Consider the following 16,694-nt stretch of genomic DNA (forward strand, 5'->3'; position numbering starts at 1 on the left):
ATCGACAGGTTCAGGCTTCCCGGGCCCGGCTGATCACCTCCTCCAGGCGCAACGGGCTCGCCGGGTGGTGGGTCAGGCACAGCGGGGTCGCGACCTGGCGGAAGCCGAACGCCTCCCCCGCCACGTAGAACTGCGCGCGCTCCAGCCGCGAGATGTCCGCGACCGGGCTGCCCTTCGCGCGGGCCAGCTCGTTGGCCGCCGCGATCTGGGCCGGGCTGTTGAGGCGGCCGAAGAACTGCGTCATCGCGTTGCCGACCACCTGGTTGTGCAGGCCCTTCGGCGCCTGCGTCGCGAACAGCAACCCCAAGCCGTACTTGCGCGCTTGGGACGCGAGCACGATCGTGCTGCGCGTGCTCGCCGTCAGCGTGCCCGACGCCGCGAGCATCTGGGCCTCGTCCATCACGAACAACGCTCCCAGCGGCCGGTCGCCCGCCGGGTTGCGTTTGATCCAGGCGAACAGCTCCATCTGCAGCTGGTTGACGAAGTTCTGCCGCTGTTCCTCCGCCGGCAGCCCGACAAAACTGATCACCGACACCCGCGCCCGGTGCCCCGGCGCCGGCGTCAGCAGCACGCCCGGGTCCACCGGCTCACCGCCGCCGGCGAACAGCGGGTCGTTGACCATCGCCGCCTTCAGCACCTCGGCCAGGTCGGCCGCGATCCGCCTGGCGTCGTTGAGGTTGCTGACGTCGTCGGGCAGGTCCGACAGCAGCTCGATCAGGTCCGGCAGGCTGCGCGACCCGGTCCGCGCGTGATGGATCACGGCCTGGCGCAACACCGCCAAGCCGATGTTCGCCTTGACCGTGGACCCGGTGAGCCGGGCCTGCGGCGCCAGCGTCGCCACCGCCACCTCGACGGCCGCCGTGAACTCGTCGGCGTCGTCGAGAACGCCGCCGAAGTCCGGCAGGGGCTGGAACGCGAGCGGCCGCCCGGTCGCCCGCCCGGGCGTCCAGACGACGACGTCCGTCTCCGCCAGGTACCGCTTGGCCAGCTGCGCGTCATCGGGCCCCCACCCGGCCGGCGGCTCGGGCCAGGCGTCCCCGAGACGCGAGAGGTCGTTGTTCGGGTCCAGGACGATCGCGGAAACCCCCAGCAGAGCGCACTCCTCCACGATCCGCCTGAGCAGCACGGTCTTCCCCGACCCGGACCCGGCGAAGATCGCGGCGTGCTTGCGCAGCGCCGAAAGCCCGATCCGCACCGGCACGCCAGAGCCGACAACCGTGCCGAGCGTGATCTCCCCTTCCGCGGGCGGCGGGTGCGCCTCCCCGGCGCGCTTTCCGTCCACCGGCGGCGGATGGGTCCCTTCGGCAGCCTGCCCCGACGACGGCCCCTTCACCTCGGAGCGCTGCCCGTTCGACGGCGGCGGCAACACCGCCGACAACAGCTCCGAGCGGCTGGCCGGCCGCCGGTCGACGAGCCATTCGTGCAGCTCGCGACCACCGGTCTCCAGCATCCGGTCAAGCGCCCAGAACGTCCGCACGTCCGGGTCGGACAACGGCTTGGTGCGTCCTCCCGCGGTCTCGAAGGCGCCGACCTCCTCTCGGGTCTTCTTGCCCTGCGACCATTTCGGAGCCCGGATGATGACGAGGTGCCGGTTGTCCGCGCCCGGCCGTTGCCCTGCAGCCGACCGGGCTTTGCGGAAGCGGCTCAGCGCGGCACGGGCGTTCTGGGCGGCGATCGCCCGGAACCCCCAGTGCTCCTGGAGATCGGAAGCCTCGTCGACCGTCCGGGTAAGCCAGGCGTGCAGGTCGCCCCGCCCGTTCTGGCGCTCGCACACCCATTCCAGGTTGTCGTCCCCGACTTCGGTGATCCAGCTGCGCAACGCGGCCGACAGCAGATCGGGCATGACCTTGTCTTCGGTCTTCTCGTTGCGCAGCTTCTCGGGATCGGCCTCGGCCTTCAGCTTCGCGAACTCGGTGTCAAGCTCGGTGAACTGGTCAGATTCCACAACGGTCCGCAACGGCGCCACCGGCAGCGAGGCCCGTTCGTCGAAGGAGGTGAGCTCCCGGACCTGCCCGGAGCGCAGGCACGCGTCGATGTGGGCCCCGATTCGTTTCAGCAGTTCCCGAGGGGTCCACTGTTCCCAAGCCCCGTCGAAGGCTTCCGGCGCGATCGGCCAGGTTGGGTGAGGCGGCGTGAACTCCATGGTCTGGTAGGCCGCCCCGAGCCGCTTTTCCACCAGGGCCCGGCCGAGCCGGGCATCGGTGATCCGGCCGAGCGTCACGGACTCGCGGAAGCGATCGGGTACCGTGCCCGCCGCCTTCGTCTTGATCTGCTCCCACGTGCTGGGCAGGCAGGCCAGCACCGTCAGGGTCTTGTGGGTGACTTCGCGCAGCCCCATGAGCCCGTCGGCGATCTGCGCCACGAGCAGGTCTTCGTCGGCGCTGTCACCGACCTGCTGGGTGTGCTGGACGGACCGCGCGACGAGGGTGTCGAGCTGGTCCACGGCGATCACGACCGGGCCGGTCAGGGCGAGCAGCCGGGTGATCTCCTGCACGAGGGCGCGCGCGGGCTTCGGTCGCGGCCGGATGCCCCATTCCTTGGCGTCGGACGTGAGTTCATCGTCCCCGTCGAGGTAGTCCTCACCGACGTACCTGGCGCTGCGGTCCCGGCTCGCGAGGAGCACGAGAGCGCGGGCGGTGTCACCGCATTCGTCGGCGACCATCTCGTCGAGGTGAGCCACCCCGTCGACGAACGCTTCGAGGTCGTCCGCGGTCACGCCTCTGCCTCGCCGGAGCCTCGTCGTGACCTCGGCGTCGACCTGGGCCCGCAGGCACACGCGCAGCAGGAAGCTCTTCAGCTGCGACTCGCCCGACTCATCCGGGCGGGACAGTCCTCGGCGCAGCGCCTCGGCTGTGTTGTCCCAGAACGCGTCCGCTGCGGTGACCTCATCGAGGAAGAAATAGCCGCGCGCCCGGTGTACCTGCCGGCGGACCAGGCCGAGCAGGTGGGTCTTGCCGACTCCTTTCAGCCCGCGCAGGACCAAGCCGATCGGGCTGGGGCCGTCGCTGGCCGCGGCAACACGGATGCTCGTATCGAGCGCGGCGAGGGCGTCGGCGTGCAGCCCTTCGACGTGGTACGGCGAATCCCGCCAGACGTGGTCAGGGGTGTCCGCCCAGTCGAACCCCAGCGCCGCCAACGCGGTCAGTTCGTCCATCACAGCGCCTCGATCGAGAGCAGGTGGTTGTCCTCACCACCGATGCGGATCGCCGCCTCGTGGTCGGCGGCGTTGAGGACCTTGCGGTTGTCCTCCGGCACCAGGTGGGCCTGCCCGGTCCGGCTGAGTTCCTTCAGCACGGCGTCGACCTCGTCGGCGGGCGCGCCGAGCTTGGGCCGCAGGTCCACGAGCCCGACCCAGCCACGCGGTTCCCTGACCAGTTCCCGGTAGGCGATCCGGATCCGGCCCTCGAGGTCTTCCGACTCCGGCTCCGGTTCGACATCGGCCTCGACGCCGAAAACGTCGGCCGGCCGGAGCTTCTCCTGGCGCAAGAACCCACTGAGGCCGCCCAGGACGAGGTACAGCGCCGAACAGAGAACGCTCTGCGGCCGCGGCGGTGGCGGGGTCTGTTCCTGCATCTCCGCCTCACACCATGCCCATCCGCTGTCGGTCAGCTGGTGGACGAACGTGCGGCCGACCTTCGCGCTGGCGACGTACCCGGTGTCGTTCAGCTGGGTGCGGTCCTTGCCGGTCAGGGTGAACCCCACTCGTTCCTGCAGTTCGGGGTTGGGCACCTCCCGGCCCAGCACCATCAGCGTCAACATCGCCGCGGTCTGCTTGTGTCCCAAGCGGTCGGTCATCCGAGGTCCTTCCGGTGGTTCGTGTGCTGAAACGTGGTCTTCGCCCGGGCGTCGAGGACGTGGAGAAGCATGTCGATCGACTTGCGGGTCTCGAGCGGAACGCCGTGGTGGCGGTCGCCGTTCGGGGAACGGGGTTTGATGACGAGTGCGAGGTCCGCCGCGAGGTCCTTGACCCGCGCGTCATCGCCGCCGCCGGCGGCCGCGCGCAGGTCCTGGACCAGTTCGTCGACGAGGTCCCACAGCGGTGGGCGCAGCCACGCCTGGAGGGTCTGGCGCAGCAGCGCGGCGAGATCGGGTTCGTCCGCGTCGACGAGCGGGGTGAAGCCCTGGAGCTGGCCCACCAGGTCGCGGGCCACATCGGCCGGGCCGCGGGACGGACCCAGACGCAGGTAGCGGAGGTTGCCGACGTAACCGGGGAGTGCGTTGGGCTCGGTGCCCGGGGTGAGCACCGGGATGACGCGGCGGTCCTGGCCGAGCGTCCGGTGCAGGAACAGCTCGATCTCCGCCGACTGCCAGCGGCTGACCTTGCCGTCGATGACCAGGCACAGGTGCCGGGCGTCGTCCTCGGCCCGGGCGAGCAGGGAACGGTCGCCCGACAGCGACTTCCCGACCCGGACGTCGAGCCGCTCCAGCTCGGCGACCAGCGCGTTCGCGACCTTCACGCTGGACCGCGGGATGCTGACCCGGACCTCGTGCGCGAACTCGCGCCGGACTTCGCGGACCGTCGCGACATACGCGTCGCGGTTGCCCGCCAGCAGGTCGGTGCGGTCCAGCCGGTGCCCGATCACCGCGGCGACCGTCTCCAGGGCGAAGCCGATCTGGTCGGCGCTCGGCGTCGCCTCCTCCAGGACCGGCAGCTGCTCACCGAAGCTCCAGTACGAGACGTAGGGCAGGGTCAGGTGCCGGGACATCGTGTCGGCGTCCACGGTCTGGTCGAGCCACGTCCGGTACAGGTCCGCCGTCTCCTCGACGCAGATGCGCCGCCACTTCTCCGACCGGTCGTACTCTTCGCGGTTGTCGAACCGGGACAGCACCGGGAGCACGGTCAGGCGCGGCCGGTCGAACGGCATCCGGTCGCGGGCGACGTCCGCGCGCCGGGCGAGGTCGACGGCCCCGCGGACGCTCTGCATGTTCGCGGTGAACAGGACCACGAGGTGGTCCGGGAGGTGCGCGGTGCAGATGCCGCCGATGTCGGAGATCCCGGTGCGGCTGTCGATCAGGACGAAGTCGTACTCGGCCGTCCACCACTCGCGGCACCGCTCGAGGTAGTCGCCGAACCCCTCGTCGTAAAGGCCTTCCCAGTCGATGTCCTGGACGCGCCCGGCGTACCCGGCTCCTTCGCGCCCGGCGGCGACGAAGTCGAGCGCGCCGACTCCGGTCAGCCGGGTGATGTGCATCGCCGGGTCGAACCGGCCGGCGCGGAAGTCGTCGACGAGGTCGACGACCCCCCGCAGGGGCGGACCGGTCAGCTTCTCCCGGAAGTAGTCGCTCAGGCCGGGGGCCTCCAGGTCCCAGTCCAGGCACAGCACCCGGTTCCCCCACCGCGCCAGCAACACGGCGACGTTGGCCAGGGTGAAGCTGCGGCCGACGCCGCCCTTGTAGGAGTAGAAGGTGAAGACCGACCCCGGCATGCCTTAGAACCTCGGCATCCGGGGCCGGTTCGGCGGCTCCGGCATCGGGGTGTCGACGGGCCAGTCCGGCCGCCAGTCCGGCGCGAGGTCGATCAGCACTTCGAGCTCCTCGGCGATCTTCTCGATCTGCTGGTGGAACTCCAGGTACGCCGGCGAAGCTTGAAAGTGCTCGTAGGGCAGATTCCACTTCTTCAGATCCCACATGCTGCGTTCGTGCGCGTACGCCGGGAAGTTCCGCGAGTCGCAGAAGATCACGGGGTAGATCAGCCGCCGCGGTCGCTCCGGCGTCGCGCGGCCGACCAGTTCCTCACGTTTCGCCATCGAGTGCCATTCGGCGAGGCACCACTCGCTCTGGAAGTACTTCGGAGAACACACCGGCACCAGGATCCGCGTGCGTTGCAGCGCGGTCCGCAGTTCCGCCGGCCAGTGCGAACCGGTGGGCAGGGTCTCGTCGAAGAAGACCTTCACCTCACGGTCGAGATTGCTGTCCAGCAATTCCGACAGCCGTGGGTGAAAATGATTCCTGACCCAGGCCGGAACCACCCGGTCGCCACGTTGGTAGCTGATGAAGACGTCGTACTGGTACACGCGTGCCGTCGCTCCTTCACCGCTCCCCACCAGGCGGATCACAGCCTAGATCGACACACCTCGCCGAGATAGACGAGAAACCTGACAGATTCTGGACATTTACTGGCCACGAAACCGGAAAGTCACCGATCAAACCTTGACAGATCCACGGAAAATGGATAGATGACTGCGTAGCGATCAAGTCCGACCGCTCGATAAATGTTTCCGGAAAGACGATGGTCCGGCTCGGTGAATCTCCGACCCGCCCTTCAAGAGGAGTGTCGATGCCCGACGACGAGGCGCCGCGGGTGTTCGTCAGCTACTCCCACGACACCCCGGAGCACAAAGAACAGGTCCGGCGGTTCGCGACGTTCCTGCACGGCCGGATCGGGCTCGAGGTCGTGCTGGACCGGTGGTACGACAACGAACGCCGGGACTGGTCCCTGTGGGCGACCGAGCACCTGCGCGACGCGGACTTCATCCTGGTCGTGGCGTCGCGCCTCTACAAGGACCGGGCCGAGGGGCTGGCGCCGCCGGACGAGGGGCGCGGGGCCCAGTTCGAAACCGCGATCATCCGCGACAAGCTGACCAAGGACCTCCGCGACGGCGCCAAACGGGTCCTGCCCGTCGTGCTCCCGGGGCATTCGATCGAGGAGATCCCGACCTTCCTGAACGCCTACTCGACGACGAGGTACGAGATCGAGGAGTTCACGGAAGCCGGAGTGACCGAACTCCTGGCGGCGATCACCGGGCGGGGTCAGTACTCGATTCCCCAGCGGGGGCAGTGGCGCGGAAACGGCGAAGCGCCGGTGAAACAGGTATCGGCCAGTGAGCTGCCGTGGGTCGTCGCCAGCAACGGAATTCGCCGTGGCAGCGCCCTGATCGACGGGATCCGCTACGACAACAGCATCGTGCTGCGGCCCACCAAGCGCCCGACCGGCTCGGACGGGTACGTCGAGATGGATCTCGGCGGCCACTACCAGCGGCTGACCGCGGTCGTCGGGGTGCTCGACGATGCCGCCGACCCGTTCCAGGTCGGGCACTTCCAGGTCTTTCTCGACGGCGCTCCGCAGTCGACCCACCAGGTGGCGCTCGGGAAGCCGGCCACGATCGACCTCGACGTCACCGGGGCGCTCCGGCTGCGGCTGGAGATGTCCCGTCCCGGCGTGGGCGGCTCGCCCTTCGGCGGTGCCGCGGTGTCGGTGCGGCCCCGGGCGGGGCGGCCGGCGGAGCTGGCCTGGGGCGACCCGACGATGACCTGACGCCGAGCCGCCCTCCGCGCGTCAGGGCGTGATGACCACCTTCAGTGCCGAGTTGGCGGCCGCGTTGGCGAAGACCTCGTAGGCCTCGTTCATCTCCGCGAAGGTGAACGTGTGTGTGCCCATCTTCTCCGCCGGGATGCGGCCCGAGGACACCATCTTCAGCAGCGTGGGGATCGAGACCGTGTCCACCAGGCCCATCGTCAGCGTGACGTTCTGGATCCACATCTCCTGCATCGGCAGCTCCACCGGGACGCCGTGGACGCCGATGTTCGCGATGCGGCCGCCCGGGCGGACCAGGGACGCCGCCGTCTGCAGGGTCTGGGGGTAGCCGACCGCCTCGATCGAGACGTCTACGCCCAGGCCGTCCGTCATGGCCAGGACGTCGGCCTTCGTGTCCGGGCCGGCTTCGATCGCGTCCGTCGCGCCGAAGTCCAGGGCCTTCTCGAGGCGGAACTTGTTGGAGTCCACCGCGATCACCTTCGACGCGCCCCACAGGCCCGTCGTCAGGATCGCCGACAGGCCGACCGCGCCCGCGCCGACCACCGCCACCGTGTCGCCCGGGCGGACGCGGCCGGCCAGGACGCCGATCTCGTAGCCCGTCGGCAGCGAGTCGGCCAGGAAGATCGCCTGCTCGTTCGTGACGTCGTCCGGGACCGCGTACAACGACGTGTCCGCGAACGGGACGCGCACCAGCTCGGCCTGGGTGCCGTCGATGAGGTGGCCGAAGATCCAGCCGATCCCGCCGACCGTCTGGCAGTGCGACGGCATCCCGCGGCCGCAGTACTCGCAGCGGCCGCACTGGGTGATCGCCGGGACGAGCACCCGGTCGCCGACGGCGAACGCGCGGACCGCGTCGCCGACCGCCGTCACCGTGCCGACCGCTTCGTGGCCGAGGATCCGGCCGTCGGTCACCGCGGCGACGTCACCCTGCAGGATGTGCAGGTCGGTGCCGCAGATCGTCGTCGTGTCGACGCGCACGACCACGTCGGTGGGCTCCTGGACGGCGGCGTCCGGGACGTCTTCCCAGGCCTTCGCGCCCGGACCGTGGTAGACCAGCGCCTTCATCGTCGCCTCCGGCGACCGCCCGGCACCCGCGTCCGGGCACGGCCGCCCACCGAACCTAGGACGGTCGCGGCCGCCCGGCTGTCGCAATTAGAGACAGTGGCTCAGCTGGACGTCCGGACATCGCGAGCTGGGAAACGTCAATCGCCTTCGGCGTTGCGGGCCATGAAGCTCTTCGCGTCACCCGTGGCGGGGTCGACGAACACGATGTCGTCCGGGCGGCGGCGGGGGACGTCGATCGCCAGGACCACCAACGGCTCCGCGGTGATGCTCGGGAAGCCGTGGACCTTGCGCCGCTCGAAGGCGAGGAACATGCCCGGCCTCGCCTCGAACTCCTCGCCGTCCAGGTGGAACGTGCCGCCGCCGCTGAGCAGGTAGAGGTGCTCGTCGCAGTCGTCGTGGTAGTGCAGCGGGACTTCGCGGTAGATCCGGAAGATCCGCGCGCTGGCCGAAGCCTTGTCGACGAAGTACTTGTCCACCAGCATGGTCTCGGCGGTCCCGGGCAGCGCCGCGGCTTCCGCGAGGACGTCGAACACGCTCTGGGTGTTGTCGCTCTCCATGACCTTCGAACCTAGCCGACCAGCGGCAGGAGCACCTCGTCGACGATCGCGGCGACCTCGGCCTCGGAGACCGGCCCGGCCTCGATGTGCGCGACGAGGACCAGCCGCGGTCCGACGGCGGCGAGCCGCGCGGTGCCGGTCTCCCCCAGCAGCTCCAGGATCAGCTCCTGCCGCGGCCGGAACACGAGGTCGCGGACCCGCTCGAACAGCGCCGGGTGCCGCCGGCGCTGCGTGATCAGCTGGACCAGCGCGCGCCCGTGCGGCTCGTCGAGCACGCGGGCGAAACCGCCGAGCAGCACCAGCAGGTCGGTACGCAGATCACCGGTGCCGGGCGGCGGGGTCTCGCCGAAACCGGCGACCGGGTCGGTCAGGGCGGCCAGCACCAGCTCCGCGGGCGTCGACCAGCGCCGGTAGAGCGCCGCTTTGCCGGTGTGGGCGCGAAGGGCGATTTTCTCGAAGCTCAGCTCCGCGAAGCCGGCCTCCGCCAGCTCGGCCAGCGTCGACGCGTAGATCGCCCGCACCAGGTCGTCGCCCCGTCGCCGCGTGTCCGGCATCGCCCGCCCTTCCCGTGTACCGTGCTTAGTGAACAGTACCGTTCCTTATCGGGGAGTGTCGCATGAGCAGGACCGCCGTCACGAACGTCCGGGTCTTCGACGGCGCCGGGCTCACCGAGCCGCGCACCGTCGTGATCGACGGCGGCACAATCGGCACAGACCCCGCCGGGGCCGGCACCGTCGACGGCGGTGGCGGCGTCCTGCTGCCCGGGCTCATCGACACCCACATCCACCTGCACGGCCCCGAGAACCTCGAGCAGCTGGCGCGCCACGGCGTCACGACGGCCCTCGACATGGCGACGTTCTCGGCCGAACTGCTCGCGTCACTGCGCGACCGGCCGGGGCTGACCGACATCCGCAGCGCCGGGATCCCGGCCATCGGGCCGAGCGGGATGCACGCCCGGATCCCCGGCATGCCCGCCGAAGCCGTCATCACCGATCCCGGGCAGGCCAAGGACTTCGTCGCCGCCCGGGTCGCGGCGGGGTCCGACTACCTGAAGATCGTCCTGGAGGCGCCCGGTGGCGGCGGCCCGGAGCTGCCCGCCGCCCGCGCGCTCACCGACGCCGCGCACGAGGCCGGGCTGCTGGTCGTCGCGCACGCCACTTCCGCCGGGGCCTACACGATGGGCCTCGACGCCGGGGTCGACGTCCTCACGCACGCACCGCTGGGCGCCCCGATCACCGCGGACGACGTCGCCCGCGCCCGGATCGTCGCGCCGACGCTGATCATGATGAAAGGCGTGTCCGCGACGGTCGGGCAGCCGCAGCTCTACGAAGGCGCGAAAGCGTCGGTGACGGCGTTGTACCGCGCGGGCGTGCCCATCCTCGCCGGGACTGACGCCAACACCGAGCCGGGCGTGCCGGCCACCGTCGAGCACGGCGTGAGCCTGCACGACGAACTCGAGCTGCTCGTCGACGCCGGCTTGTCCACTGTGGACGCTCTCCGTGCGGCGACGGCGTTGCCCGCCAAGCACTTCGGCCTCGACGACCGCGGTGCCATCCGCCCCGGCCTGCGCGCCGACCTGGTCCTGGTCGACGGCGACCCGATCGCGGACATCCGGGCGACCCGCGCGATCACCCGGGTCTGGTGCGCCGGTACCGCAGTCACGGCCCCAGCAGGGCGATAGACGCGCGGACCGCGACCTCTTTGACGTCGCCGGCCCGGCCGCCGTCCTCGACGGTCGTCGCGATCAGCTCGCGCAACCCGCCCAGCAGCATAATTGCCAGCTGCCGGGACAGCGGCCGGATCCCCGCCGCCCGCATCTGGGCCGTGTCGGTCAGCCGCAGCGTCATCGCGATGAAGCCCTCCATCGCCTCGCGCTGCAGCTCGCGGGTCGAGGCGCCGAGCGCGGGGACGTCGCGGATCCAGCTCAGGGTGATCTCCGGCTGCGACTCCGCGGCGGCGATCCACGCCTCGATCGCTTGACGCACCTGATCGGCCCACGGCGCGCGCGGGTCGACGGCTTCGGTGATCTGCCGGATCATCTGGCGGTTCGCTTCGGCCAGCAGCGCGACGAAGCACGCTTCCTTGCTGGAGAAGTGTTCGTAGAACGTGCGACGCGAGGTCCGGGCCCGGCGGACGATGCCGGCGACCGTCGTGTCGCGGAAGCCGTCCTCGGTGATCGAGGCGGCCAAGCCGTCGAGCAGCCGCTGCCGGAACCGGTGGGTCTCGACCGTGGTCACCGTCGTCACGCTATACCCCTTCCGCAGCCGGAGCCCCTTGAAACCGGATGGTACCCCGGCGTACCGTACCGACGGTACGTTCGCGTACCACCGAGCGGGGAGATGTCGATGACGACCGTGACACGCCCAGGGCCCGTGACGCTGCCGCCGGGGCCGGCCGCGCCCCGCGCCGTCCAGGGCGCCTACGCGCTGACCAGCCCGCTGCGCGGCATGCGCCGGCTGCGGGAGAAGTACGGCGACGCCTACACGGTGAACGTGCCGATCTTCGGCCACGCCGTCGTGATCAGCGGCGCGGCCGAGATCAAGCAGCTGTTCATGTCCGGGCCGGACCTGGTCGACAACCAGGAGGTCAACCTCGGGCGCGTGCTCGGCCCGCGGTCGCTGTTCGCCCTCTCGGGCGAGGAACACCGCCGGCAGCGCAAGCTCCTGGTACCGCCGTTCCACGGCCGCCGGCTCGCCGCCTACGAGAAGATCGTCGAGGAAGAGACCGTCCGGGAGCTGGCGAGCTGGCCGGAGGGCCGCGCGTTCGCGACGCTGCCGTCGATGATGCGGATCACCCTCAACGCCATCCTGCGCGCGGTGTTCGGCGCGGAAGGGGCCGAGTTCGCCGAGCTGCGGGCGCTGCTCCCGCCGTTCGTGACGCTCGGTTCCCGCCTGGCCGTGCTGCCGATCTCCAAGAAGGGCCGCCTGAACCCGTGGCGCCGCTTCGAACGGCTGCGCCGCGAGTACGACGCGATCGTCGACCGGCTGATCGCCAAGGCCCGCACCGATGACCGTCTCGACGAGCGTGACGACGTCCTCGCGCTGATGCTGCAGAGCCGCTACGACGACGGTGCCGAGCTGAGCCGCGAAGAGATCGCCGACCAGCTGCTCACCCTGCTCACCGCCGGGCACGAGACCACCGCGACCACGCTGGCCTGGGCGGTCGAACGGCTCCGGCGGCATCCCGGCGTGCTGCGGGAGCTCGCCGAAGCGACCGACAGCAAGCTGCTCGACGCGACGATCCTCGAAGTCCAGCGCACCCGCCCGGTCATCGACCTCACGGCCCGGCAGGTCAAGCAGGACGGCTTCCGGCTGGGCCGGTGGACGCTGCCGAAGGGCTACGTCGTGCTCGTCAGCATCGCCCTGATCCACGACGACGACACGCTCTTCCCGCACGCCGCGACGTTCGACCCGCACCGCTTCGCCGGCGCGCGACCGGACCTCTACCAGTGGATCCCGTTCGGCGGCGGCACCCGCCGCTGCATCGGTGCCGCGTTCGCGACGATGGAGATGACCGTGGTCCTGCGCACCCTGCTGCGCGACTTCACGCTCGAGCCGACCACCGAAGCGGACGAGCGCTGGCACTCCCGGGGCGTCGCCTTCGCCCCGGCCAAGGGTGGGCGCGCGGTCGTGCGCCGCCGGGGAGGAATCGCGTGAACGAACAGATCGCCGACGCCGGCCGGGGGATTTCCCTGGCGTACGAACGGATCGGGGACGACGGCGCCGAGCCGCTGGTGCTCGTCGCCGGGCTGGGCCAGCAGCTGCACAGCTGGCCGGACGCCTTCTGCGCCGAGCTGGCCGGGCGCGGGTTCCAGGTCGTGCGCTTCGACAACCGCGACGCCGGCCGCTCGACGCACCCGCGGTTCCGGCCGGCGAAGCTGCCCGCGATGTTCGCCGGCCGCTTCCCGCCGGAGCAGTACGACCTGCGAGACATGGCCGCCGACACCGTGGGCCTGCTCGACGCGCTGGGCCTGGACCGCGTGCACTTCGCGGGCGTGTCGATGGGCGGCATGATCTCCCAGTCGGTGGCGGCGCTGCACCCCACGCGGGTCCGGACCCTGACGTCGATCATGTCGACGACCGGGTCCCGCCTGATCGGCCGCCCGGCGTTCTCGACGTTGCGGCTGATGGGCGCGAAGCCGCCGAAGTCGCGCGAAGAGGCTGTCGAAAGCGCCGTGAAGATGTTCCGGCACATCAGCTCGCACGGCTTCCCCTTCGACGAGGCCTGGGTGCGCGAAACGGCCGGGACGGGCTGGGACCGCGACCCGACGGCGGGCGGTGTGGGCCGTCAGCTCGGCGCGATCCTCAAGTCCGGCAACCGGACGGCGTGGCTGAGGAAGATCACCGCGCCCACGCTGGTGGTGCACGGCGACCGCGACCGGATGGTGCACCCGACCGGCGGCGCCGCCACGGCGCGGGCGATCCCTGGCGCCCGCCTCGAAACCGTCCGCGGCATGGGGCACAACCTGCCCGAAGGCGCGTGGCCCGCCCTGCTCGACCTGATCGCCGGCCACGCGAGGAGCAGCGATGTCCCGACCACCTAGCCTCACCGGCCGCCCGGTGGTCGTCACCGGCGCGGCGTCCGGCATCGGCCGTGCGCTCGCGACCAGGCTGTCCCGGCTCGGCTCCCCCGTCGCCATCGCCGACGTCGACGAAGCCGGGCTCAAGGCGACCGCGGCCGGCCTGCGCGGACACGTGCTGACCCGGGTCCTCGACGTCCGCGACGCCGCCGACCAGCTCCGCTTCGCCGGTGAGGTGCGCGACTGGCTCCCGGCGCCGCTGGCCGCCGTGTTCAACAACGCCGGCGTCGCGGTGACGTCGACCGTGCTCGACGCGGTGCCCGAGGACGACGACTGGCTGCACGACATCAACTTCCGCGGGGTCGTGCACGGGACGCGGGCGTTCCTGCCGGTCCTCGCCGAGCAGGGTTCGGGTGCCGTGGTGAACACCTCCAGCGTGTTCGGCCTGGCCGGGATGCCGCACCAGAGCGCCTACTGCGCGGCGAAGTTCGCCGTCCGCGGCTTCACCGAGTCGCTGCGCCACGAGCTGCGCGGCACCGGCGTCCGCGCGATCACCGTGCACCCGGGCGGGATCACCACGAACATCGCGCGCAACGCCCGGGTGCGGCGCGACCCCGAAGGCCGCGGCCGCACGAAGGACGAGATGGCCGCGCAGTTCGAGGCGATGACGATGACGTCGCCCGAACGGGCCGCGGAGATCATCCACACGGGCGTCGACCGCGGGAAGGCCCGTATCCTGGTCGGGCCCGACGCCCACCTGTTCGACGCGCTCACCCGCGTCACCCCGACCCACTACTACGCCGTGCTCTCCCGCCTGCAGAACCGCATGCGTGCCCGGCAGACGGAGGCCGTGAAATGACCGAGCACGTCGACGTGCTGATCGTCGGGGCCGGGCTGTCCGGCGTCGGTGCCGCCCACCACCTGCGGGAGGCGTTCCCGCGCAAGACGTACACGATCCTCGAGGCGCGCGACGCCATCGGCGGCACGTGGGACCTGTTCCGCTACCCCGGCGTGCGGTCCGACTCGGACATGCAGACGCTCGGGTACCGGTTCCGGCCGTGGACCAGCGAGAAGGCCATCGCCGACGGGCCGTCGATCCTGCAGTACGTCCGCGACACCGCGACCGAGGCGGGCATCGACCGGCACATCCGCTTCGGGCACAAGGTGATCCGCGCGGAATGGTCCACAGAGGACGCGGTGTGGACGGTCGAGGCGACGCACGATGGCGAGCCCGTGCGCTTCACGGCGAAGTTCCTGTACCTGTGCAGCGGTTACTACGACTACGAAGGCGGCCACACGCCGCAGTTCCCCGGCGTCGAGGAGTTCGGCGGCACCGTGGTGCACCCGCAGCACTGGCCCGAGGACCTCGACTACGCGGGCAAGAAGGTCGTCGTGATCGGCAGCGGCGCGACGGCCGTGACGCTCGTCCCGGCGATGACCGACCGCGCCGAGCACGTCACGATGCTGCAGCGCTCCCCCACCTACATCCTGTCGCTGCCGTCGGAGGACGCGCTGGCCAACCGGCTGCGCGGCCTGCTCGGGCCGAAGCTGGCCTACCCCATCGCGCGCTGGAAGAACGTCGCCGTGAGCACGCTGATCTACCAGCTCAGCCGGCGTCGTCCGGGCGTGGTGAAAGCGATGATCCGGAAGGCCGCGATGAAGCAGCTGCCGCCCGGGTACGCCGTGGACACGCACTTCAAGCCGAAGTACCAGCCGTGGGACCAGCGCCTCTGCCTGGTGCCGGACGGCGACCTGTTCCGCTCGATCAAGCACGGCGACGCCTCGATCGTCACCGACCGGATCGCCTCGTTCACGAAGACCGGGATCCGGCTGGAGTCCGGCGACGAGCTCGAAGCGGACGTCGTCGTGTCGGCCACCGGGCTGCGGCTGCTGGCTTTCGGCGGCATCGAGCTGGCCGTCGACGGGCACGTCGTCAAGCTGCCGGAAACCATGGCGTACAAGGGGATGATGCTCAGCGGCGTGCCGAACTTCGCGTTCACCATCGGCTACACGAACGCGTCGTGGACGCTCAAGGCCGACCTCGTCGGCGAGTACGTCGTCCGGCTGCTGCGTCACCTCGACCGGACCGGGCAGGACCAGGCCGTCCCGGTGAACGACGACCCGGCGGTCACCGAGCGGCCGCTGCTCGACTTCGACGCCGGGTACGTGCTGCGGGCGATCGACGCGTTCCCGAAGGCCGGGTCGCGGGCGCCGTGGACGCTCGGCATGAGCTACGCGCACGACGTCGTCAAGCTGCGGCACGGCCGGATCGACGACGGCGCGCTGCGGTTCTCGCGGCGGCCCGCCTGAGCGTGCAGACTGGGCGCATGACGCCTTCGCCCCGCCGGGCCCGCTGATGCACAGCGCGGGCCTGGTCCTGCACCCCCGCCGCGACTCCGCGGCCGCCGTCGAGGCGGTGCTCGGCTGGGCCGGGAACCGCGGCATCGAGATCCTCGGCATCGCCGACGAGATCGTCCGGCTGAAGTGTGCCGCCGTCGGCGTGACGTCGGAAGAGCTGGGCCGCCGCTCGGACCTGCTGGTCAGCCTGGGTGGCGACGGCACGATGCTGCGCGCCATGCGGCTGGCCGACGGGCAGCGCGCGCCGGTGCTCGGGGTGAACCTGGGCAAGCTCGGGTTCCTCGCCGAGGTCGACGTGCCGGACCTGCCGGACGCGCTGTCGGCCATCGACGGCAACGAGTTCACGGTGGAGCCGCGCCTCGCCGTCGACGCCGTGTTCGACGGCCAGCGGATCACGGCGTTCAACGACATCGCGGTGGTCCGCGTCCCCGGCGACGGCAGCGCGGTCGTCGCGGTGCGCGTCAACGGCCAGCCGTTCGTGAGCTATTCGGCGGACGCGGTGATCGTCGCGACGCCGACCGGCTCGACGGCGTACAGCTTCTCCGCGGGCGGCCCGATCACAAGCCCGTCGGTGGAGGCCCTGCTGGTGACGCCGGCGGCACCGCACTCGGCGTACAGCCGGGGCGTGGTGCTCTCGGTGCACGACACGGTGGCGCTGGAGGTCCTCCCGACGAGCGGCCGCCTGGCGGTGGAGGTGGACGGCCAGGTCGCGGGCTACGTCAACCCGGGCGACCGCTTGGACCTGCGAGGCCGCCCGAGCGCGGCCCGGGTGGTCCGCCTCGGCATGACGACGTTCTACCAGCGGGCGCGCCGCAAGCTGCGCCTCACGGACTCGGCAGAAATCCCCCAGGACGGCGACCACTGACGCATCTTTCCTAGCGAAAGTGCGAGTTTGCGGAACAAAGCGGCACTTTCACGTGAAAGCGCCGCCTTGGGTCGG

The 16,694-nt window shown here is 70.9% G+C and carries 15 protein-coding genes; 7 read left to right on the forward strand and 8 right to left on the reverse strand.

The window, feature by feature from the left end; translation table 11 throughout:
• Positions 1-10 precede the first annotated feature (10 nt).
• From OHS58_RS14500 to OHS58_RS14515, 4 genes are read right to left on the reverse strand one after another with little or no spacing between them, the layout of a single operon-like run.
• Complete coding sequence (locus OHS58_RS14500; RefSeq protein WP_328648572.1) at positions 11-3,154, reverse strand: ATP-binding protein; 3,144 nt, start codon at positions 3,152-3,154, stop codon at positions 11-13.
• Positions 3,154-3,795: a hypothetical protein gene (locus OHS58_RS14505; protein ID WP_328648573.1), complete on the reverse strand. Its 642-nt coding sequence runs from the start codon at positions 3,793-3,795 to the stop codon at positions 3,154-3,156. The genes OHS58_RS14500 and OHS58_RS14505 overlap by 1 nt, the downstream gene beginning before the upstream one ends.
• Positions 3,792-5,426 carry a KGGVGR-motif variant AAA ATPase gene (locus OHS58_RS14510; RefSeq protein WP_328648574.1) on the reverse strand — a complete coding sequence of 545 codons (1,635 nt, stop codon included), beginning with the start codon at positions 5,424-5,426 and terminating at the stop codon, positions 3,792-3,794. The genes OHS58_RS14505 and OHS58_RS14510 overlap by 4 nt, the downstream gene beginning before the upstream one ends.
• A 3-nt stretch (positions 5,427-5,429) precedes the next feature.
• Positions 5,430-6,014 (reverse strand): toll/interleukin-1 receptor domain-containing protein, encoded by a 585-nt coding sequence (locus OHS58_RS14515; RefSeq protein ID WP_326949347.1) that lies wholly within the window; start codon positions 6,012-6,014, stop codon positions 5,430-5,432.
• Between the two features lie 263 nt (positions 6,015-6,277).
• Between OHS58_RS14515 and OHS58_RS14520 the strand changes: the two genes are divergently transcribed.
• Positions 6,278-7,255, forward strand: coding sequence for an SEFIR domain-containing protein (locus OHS58_RS14520; protein ID WP_326949346.1), 978 nt, complete (start codon positions 6,278-6,280; stop codon positions 7,253-7,255).
• A 21-nt stretch (positions 7,256-7,276) separates the two neighbouring features.
• Here OHS58_RS14520 and OHS58_RS14525 read toward each other — a convergent pair whose 3' ends face one another.
• The 3 genes from OHS58_RS14525 to OHS58_RS14535 all read right to left on the reverse strand — a co-directional run bounded on the left by OHS58_RS14525 (position 7,277) and on the right by OHS58_RS14535 (position 9,431).
• Positions 7,277-8,320, reverse strand: coding sequence for an alcohol dehydrogenase catalytic domain-containing protein (locus OHS58_RS14525; RefSeq protein ID WP_328648575.1), 1,044 nt, complete (start codon positions 8,318-8,320; stop codon positions 7,277-7,279).
• Between the two features lie 137 nt (positions 8,321-8,457).
• Positions 8,458-8,877 (reverse strand): cupin domain-containing protein, encoded by a 420-nt coding sequence (locus tag OHS58_RS14530; protein WP_328648576.1) that lies wholly within the window; start codon positions 8,875-8,877, stop codon positions 8,458-8,460.
• Positions 8,878-8,888: 11 nt separating this feature from the next.
• On the reverse strand, positions 8,889-9,431 hold the full coding sequence (locus OHS58_RS14535; protein WP_326953523.1) for a TetR-like C-terminal domain-containing protein: 543 nt from the start codon (positions 9,429-9,431) through the stop codon (positions 8,889-8,891).
• A 62-nt stretch (positions 9,432-9,493) separates the two neighbouring features.
• Here OHS58_RS14535 and OHS58_RS14540 point away from each other — a divergent pair, with 62 nt between their 5' ends.
• Entirely contained in the window at positions 9,494-10,558 is a 1,065-nt protein-coding gene (locus OHS58_RS14540; RefSeq protein ID WP_328648577.1) for an amidohydrolase family protein, read from the forward strand.
• On the opposite strand, the gene OHS58_RS14545 is transcribed toward OHS58_RS14540, so the two are convergent.
• A complete protein-coding gene (locus OHS58_RS14545; protein WP_442875535.1) occupies positions 10,536-11,123 on the reverse strand; it encodes a TetR/AcrR family transcriptional regulator in 588 nt (195 codons plus the stop codon). The genes OHS58_RS14540 and OHS58_RS14545 overlap by 23 nt on opposite strands.
• Positions 11,124-11,222: 99 nt before the next feature.
• On the opposite strand from OHS58_RS14545, the gene OHS58_RS14550 reads away from it, so the two are divergent.
• From OHS58_RS14550 to OHS58_RS14570, 5 genes are read left to right on the forward strand one after another with little or no spacing between them, the layout of a single operon-like run.
• Positions 11,223-12,533, forward strand: a complete 1,311-nt coding sequence (locus tag OHS58_RS14550; protein WP_328648579.1) for a cytochrome P450 — start codon at positions 11,223-11,225, stop codon at positions 12,531-12,533.
• The gene (locus OHS58_RS14555; RefSeq protein WP_328648580.1) at positions 12,530-13,420 is read left to right on the forward strand and encodes an alpha/beta fold hydrolase; all 891 of its coding nucleotides are present in this window, start codon (positions 12,530-12,532) and stop codon (positions 13,418-13,420) included. The genes OHS58_RS14550 and OHS58_RS14555 overlap by 4 nt, the downstream gene beginning before the upstream one ends.
• Positions 13,404-14,255: an SDR family NAD(P)-dependent oxidoreductase gene (locus OHS58_RS14560; RefSeq protein ID WP_328648581.1), complete on the forward strand. Its 852-nt coding sequence runs from the start codon at positions 13,404-13,406 to the stop codon at positions 14,253-14,255. The genes OHS58_RS14555 and OHS58_RS14560 overlap by 17 nt, the downstream gene beginning before the upstream one ends.
• Positions 14,252-15,706 (forward strand): flavin-containing monooxygenase, encoded by a 1,455-nt coding sequence (locus tag OHS58_RS14565; protein ID WP_328648582.1) that lies wholly within the window; start codon positions 14,252-14,254, stop codon positions 15,704-15,706. The genes OHS58_RS14560 and OHS58_RS14565 overlap by 4 nt, the downstream gene beginning before the upstream one ends.
• Positions 15,707-15,752: 46 nt before the next feature.
• Positions 15,753-16,619 carry an NAD(+)/NADH kinase gene (locus tag OHS58_RS14570; protein ID WP_326949336.1) on the forward strand — a complete coding sequence of 289 codons (867 nt, stop codon included), beginning with the start codon at positions 15,753-15,755 and terminating at the stop codon, positions 16,617-16,619.
• Positions 16,620-16,694 lie beyond the last annotated feature (75 nt).

The organism is Amycolatopsis sp. NBC_00348 (assembly GCF_036114655.1).
Classification (GTDB): Bacteria; Actinomycetota; Actinomycetes; order Mycobacteriales; family Pseudonocardiaceae; genus Amycolatopsis.

Bases quoted from the DNA above. Each gene is read 5' to 3' on its own strand.
- OHS58_RS14500 (WP_328648572.1), bottom strand. From the start codon at position 3,154: ATGGACGAACTGACCGCGTTGGCGGCGCTGGGGTTCGACTGGGCGGAC.
- OHS58_RS14505 (WP_328648573.1), bottom strand. From the start codon at position 3,795: ATGACCGACCGCTTGGGACACAAGCAGACCGCGGCGATGTTGACGCTG.
- OHS58_RS14510 (WP_328648574.1), bottom strand. From the start codon at position 5,426: ATGCCGGGGTCGGTCTTCACCTTCTACTCCTACAAGGGCGGCGTCGGC.
- OHS58_RS14520 (WP_326949346.1), top strand. From the start codon at position 6,278: ATGCCCGACGACGAGGCGCCGCGGGTGTTCGTCAGCTACTCCCACGAC.
- OHS58_RS14525 (WP_328648575.1), bottom strand. From the start codon at position 8,320: ATGAAGGCGCTGGTCTACCACGGTCCGGGCGCGAAGGCCTGGGAAGAC.
- OHS58_RS14530 (WP_328648576.1), bottom strand. From the start codon at position 8,877: ATGGAGAGCGACAACACCCAGAGCGTGTTCGACGTCCTCGCGGAAGCC.
- OHS58_RS14535 (WP_326953523.1), bottom strand. From the start codon at position 9,431: ATGCCGGACACGCGGCGACGGGGCGACGACCTGGTGCGGGCGATCTAC.
- OHS58_RS14540 (WP_328648577.1), top strand. From the start codon at position 9,494: ATGAGCAGGACCGCCGTCACGAACGTCCGGGTCTTCGACGGCGCCGGG.
- OHS58_RS14550 (WP_328648579.1), top strand. From the start codon at position 11,223: ATGACGACCGTGACACGCCCAGGGCCCGTGACGCTGCCGCCGGGGCCG.
- OHS58_RS14560 (WP_328648581.1), top strand. From the start codon at position 13,404: ATGTCCCGACCACCTAGCCTCACCGGCCGCCCGGTGGTCGTCACCGGC.
- OHS58_RS14565 (WP_328648582.1), top strand. From the start codon at position 14,252: ATGACCGAGCACGTCGACGTGCTGATCGTCGGGGCCGGGCTGTCCGGC.
- OHS58_RS14570 (WP_326949336.1), top strand. From the start codon at position 15,753: ATGCACAGCGCGGGCCTGGTCCTGCACCCCCGCCGCGACTCCGCGGCC.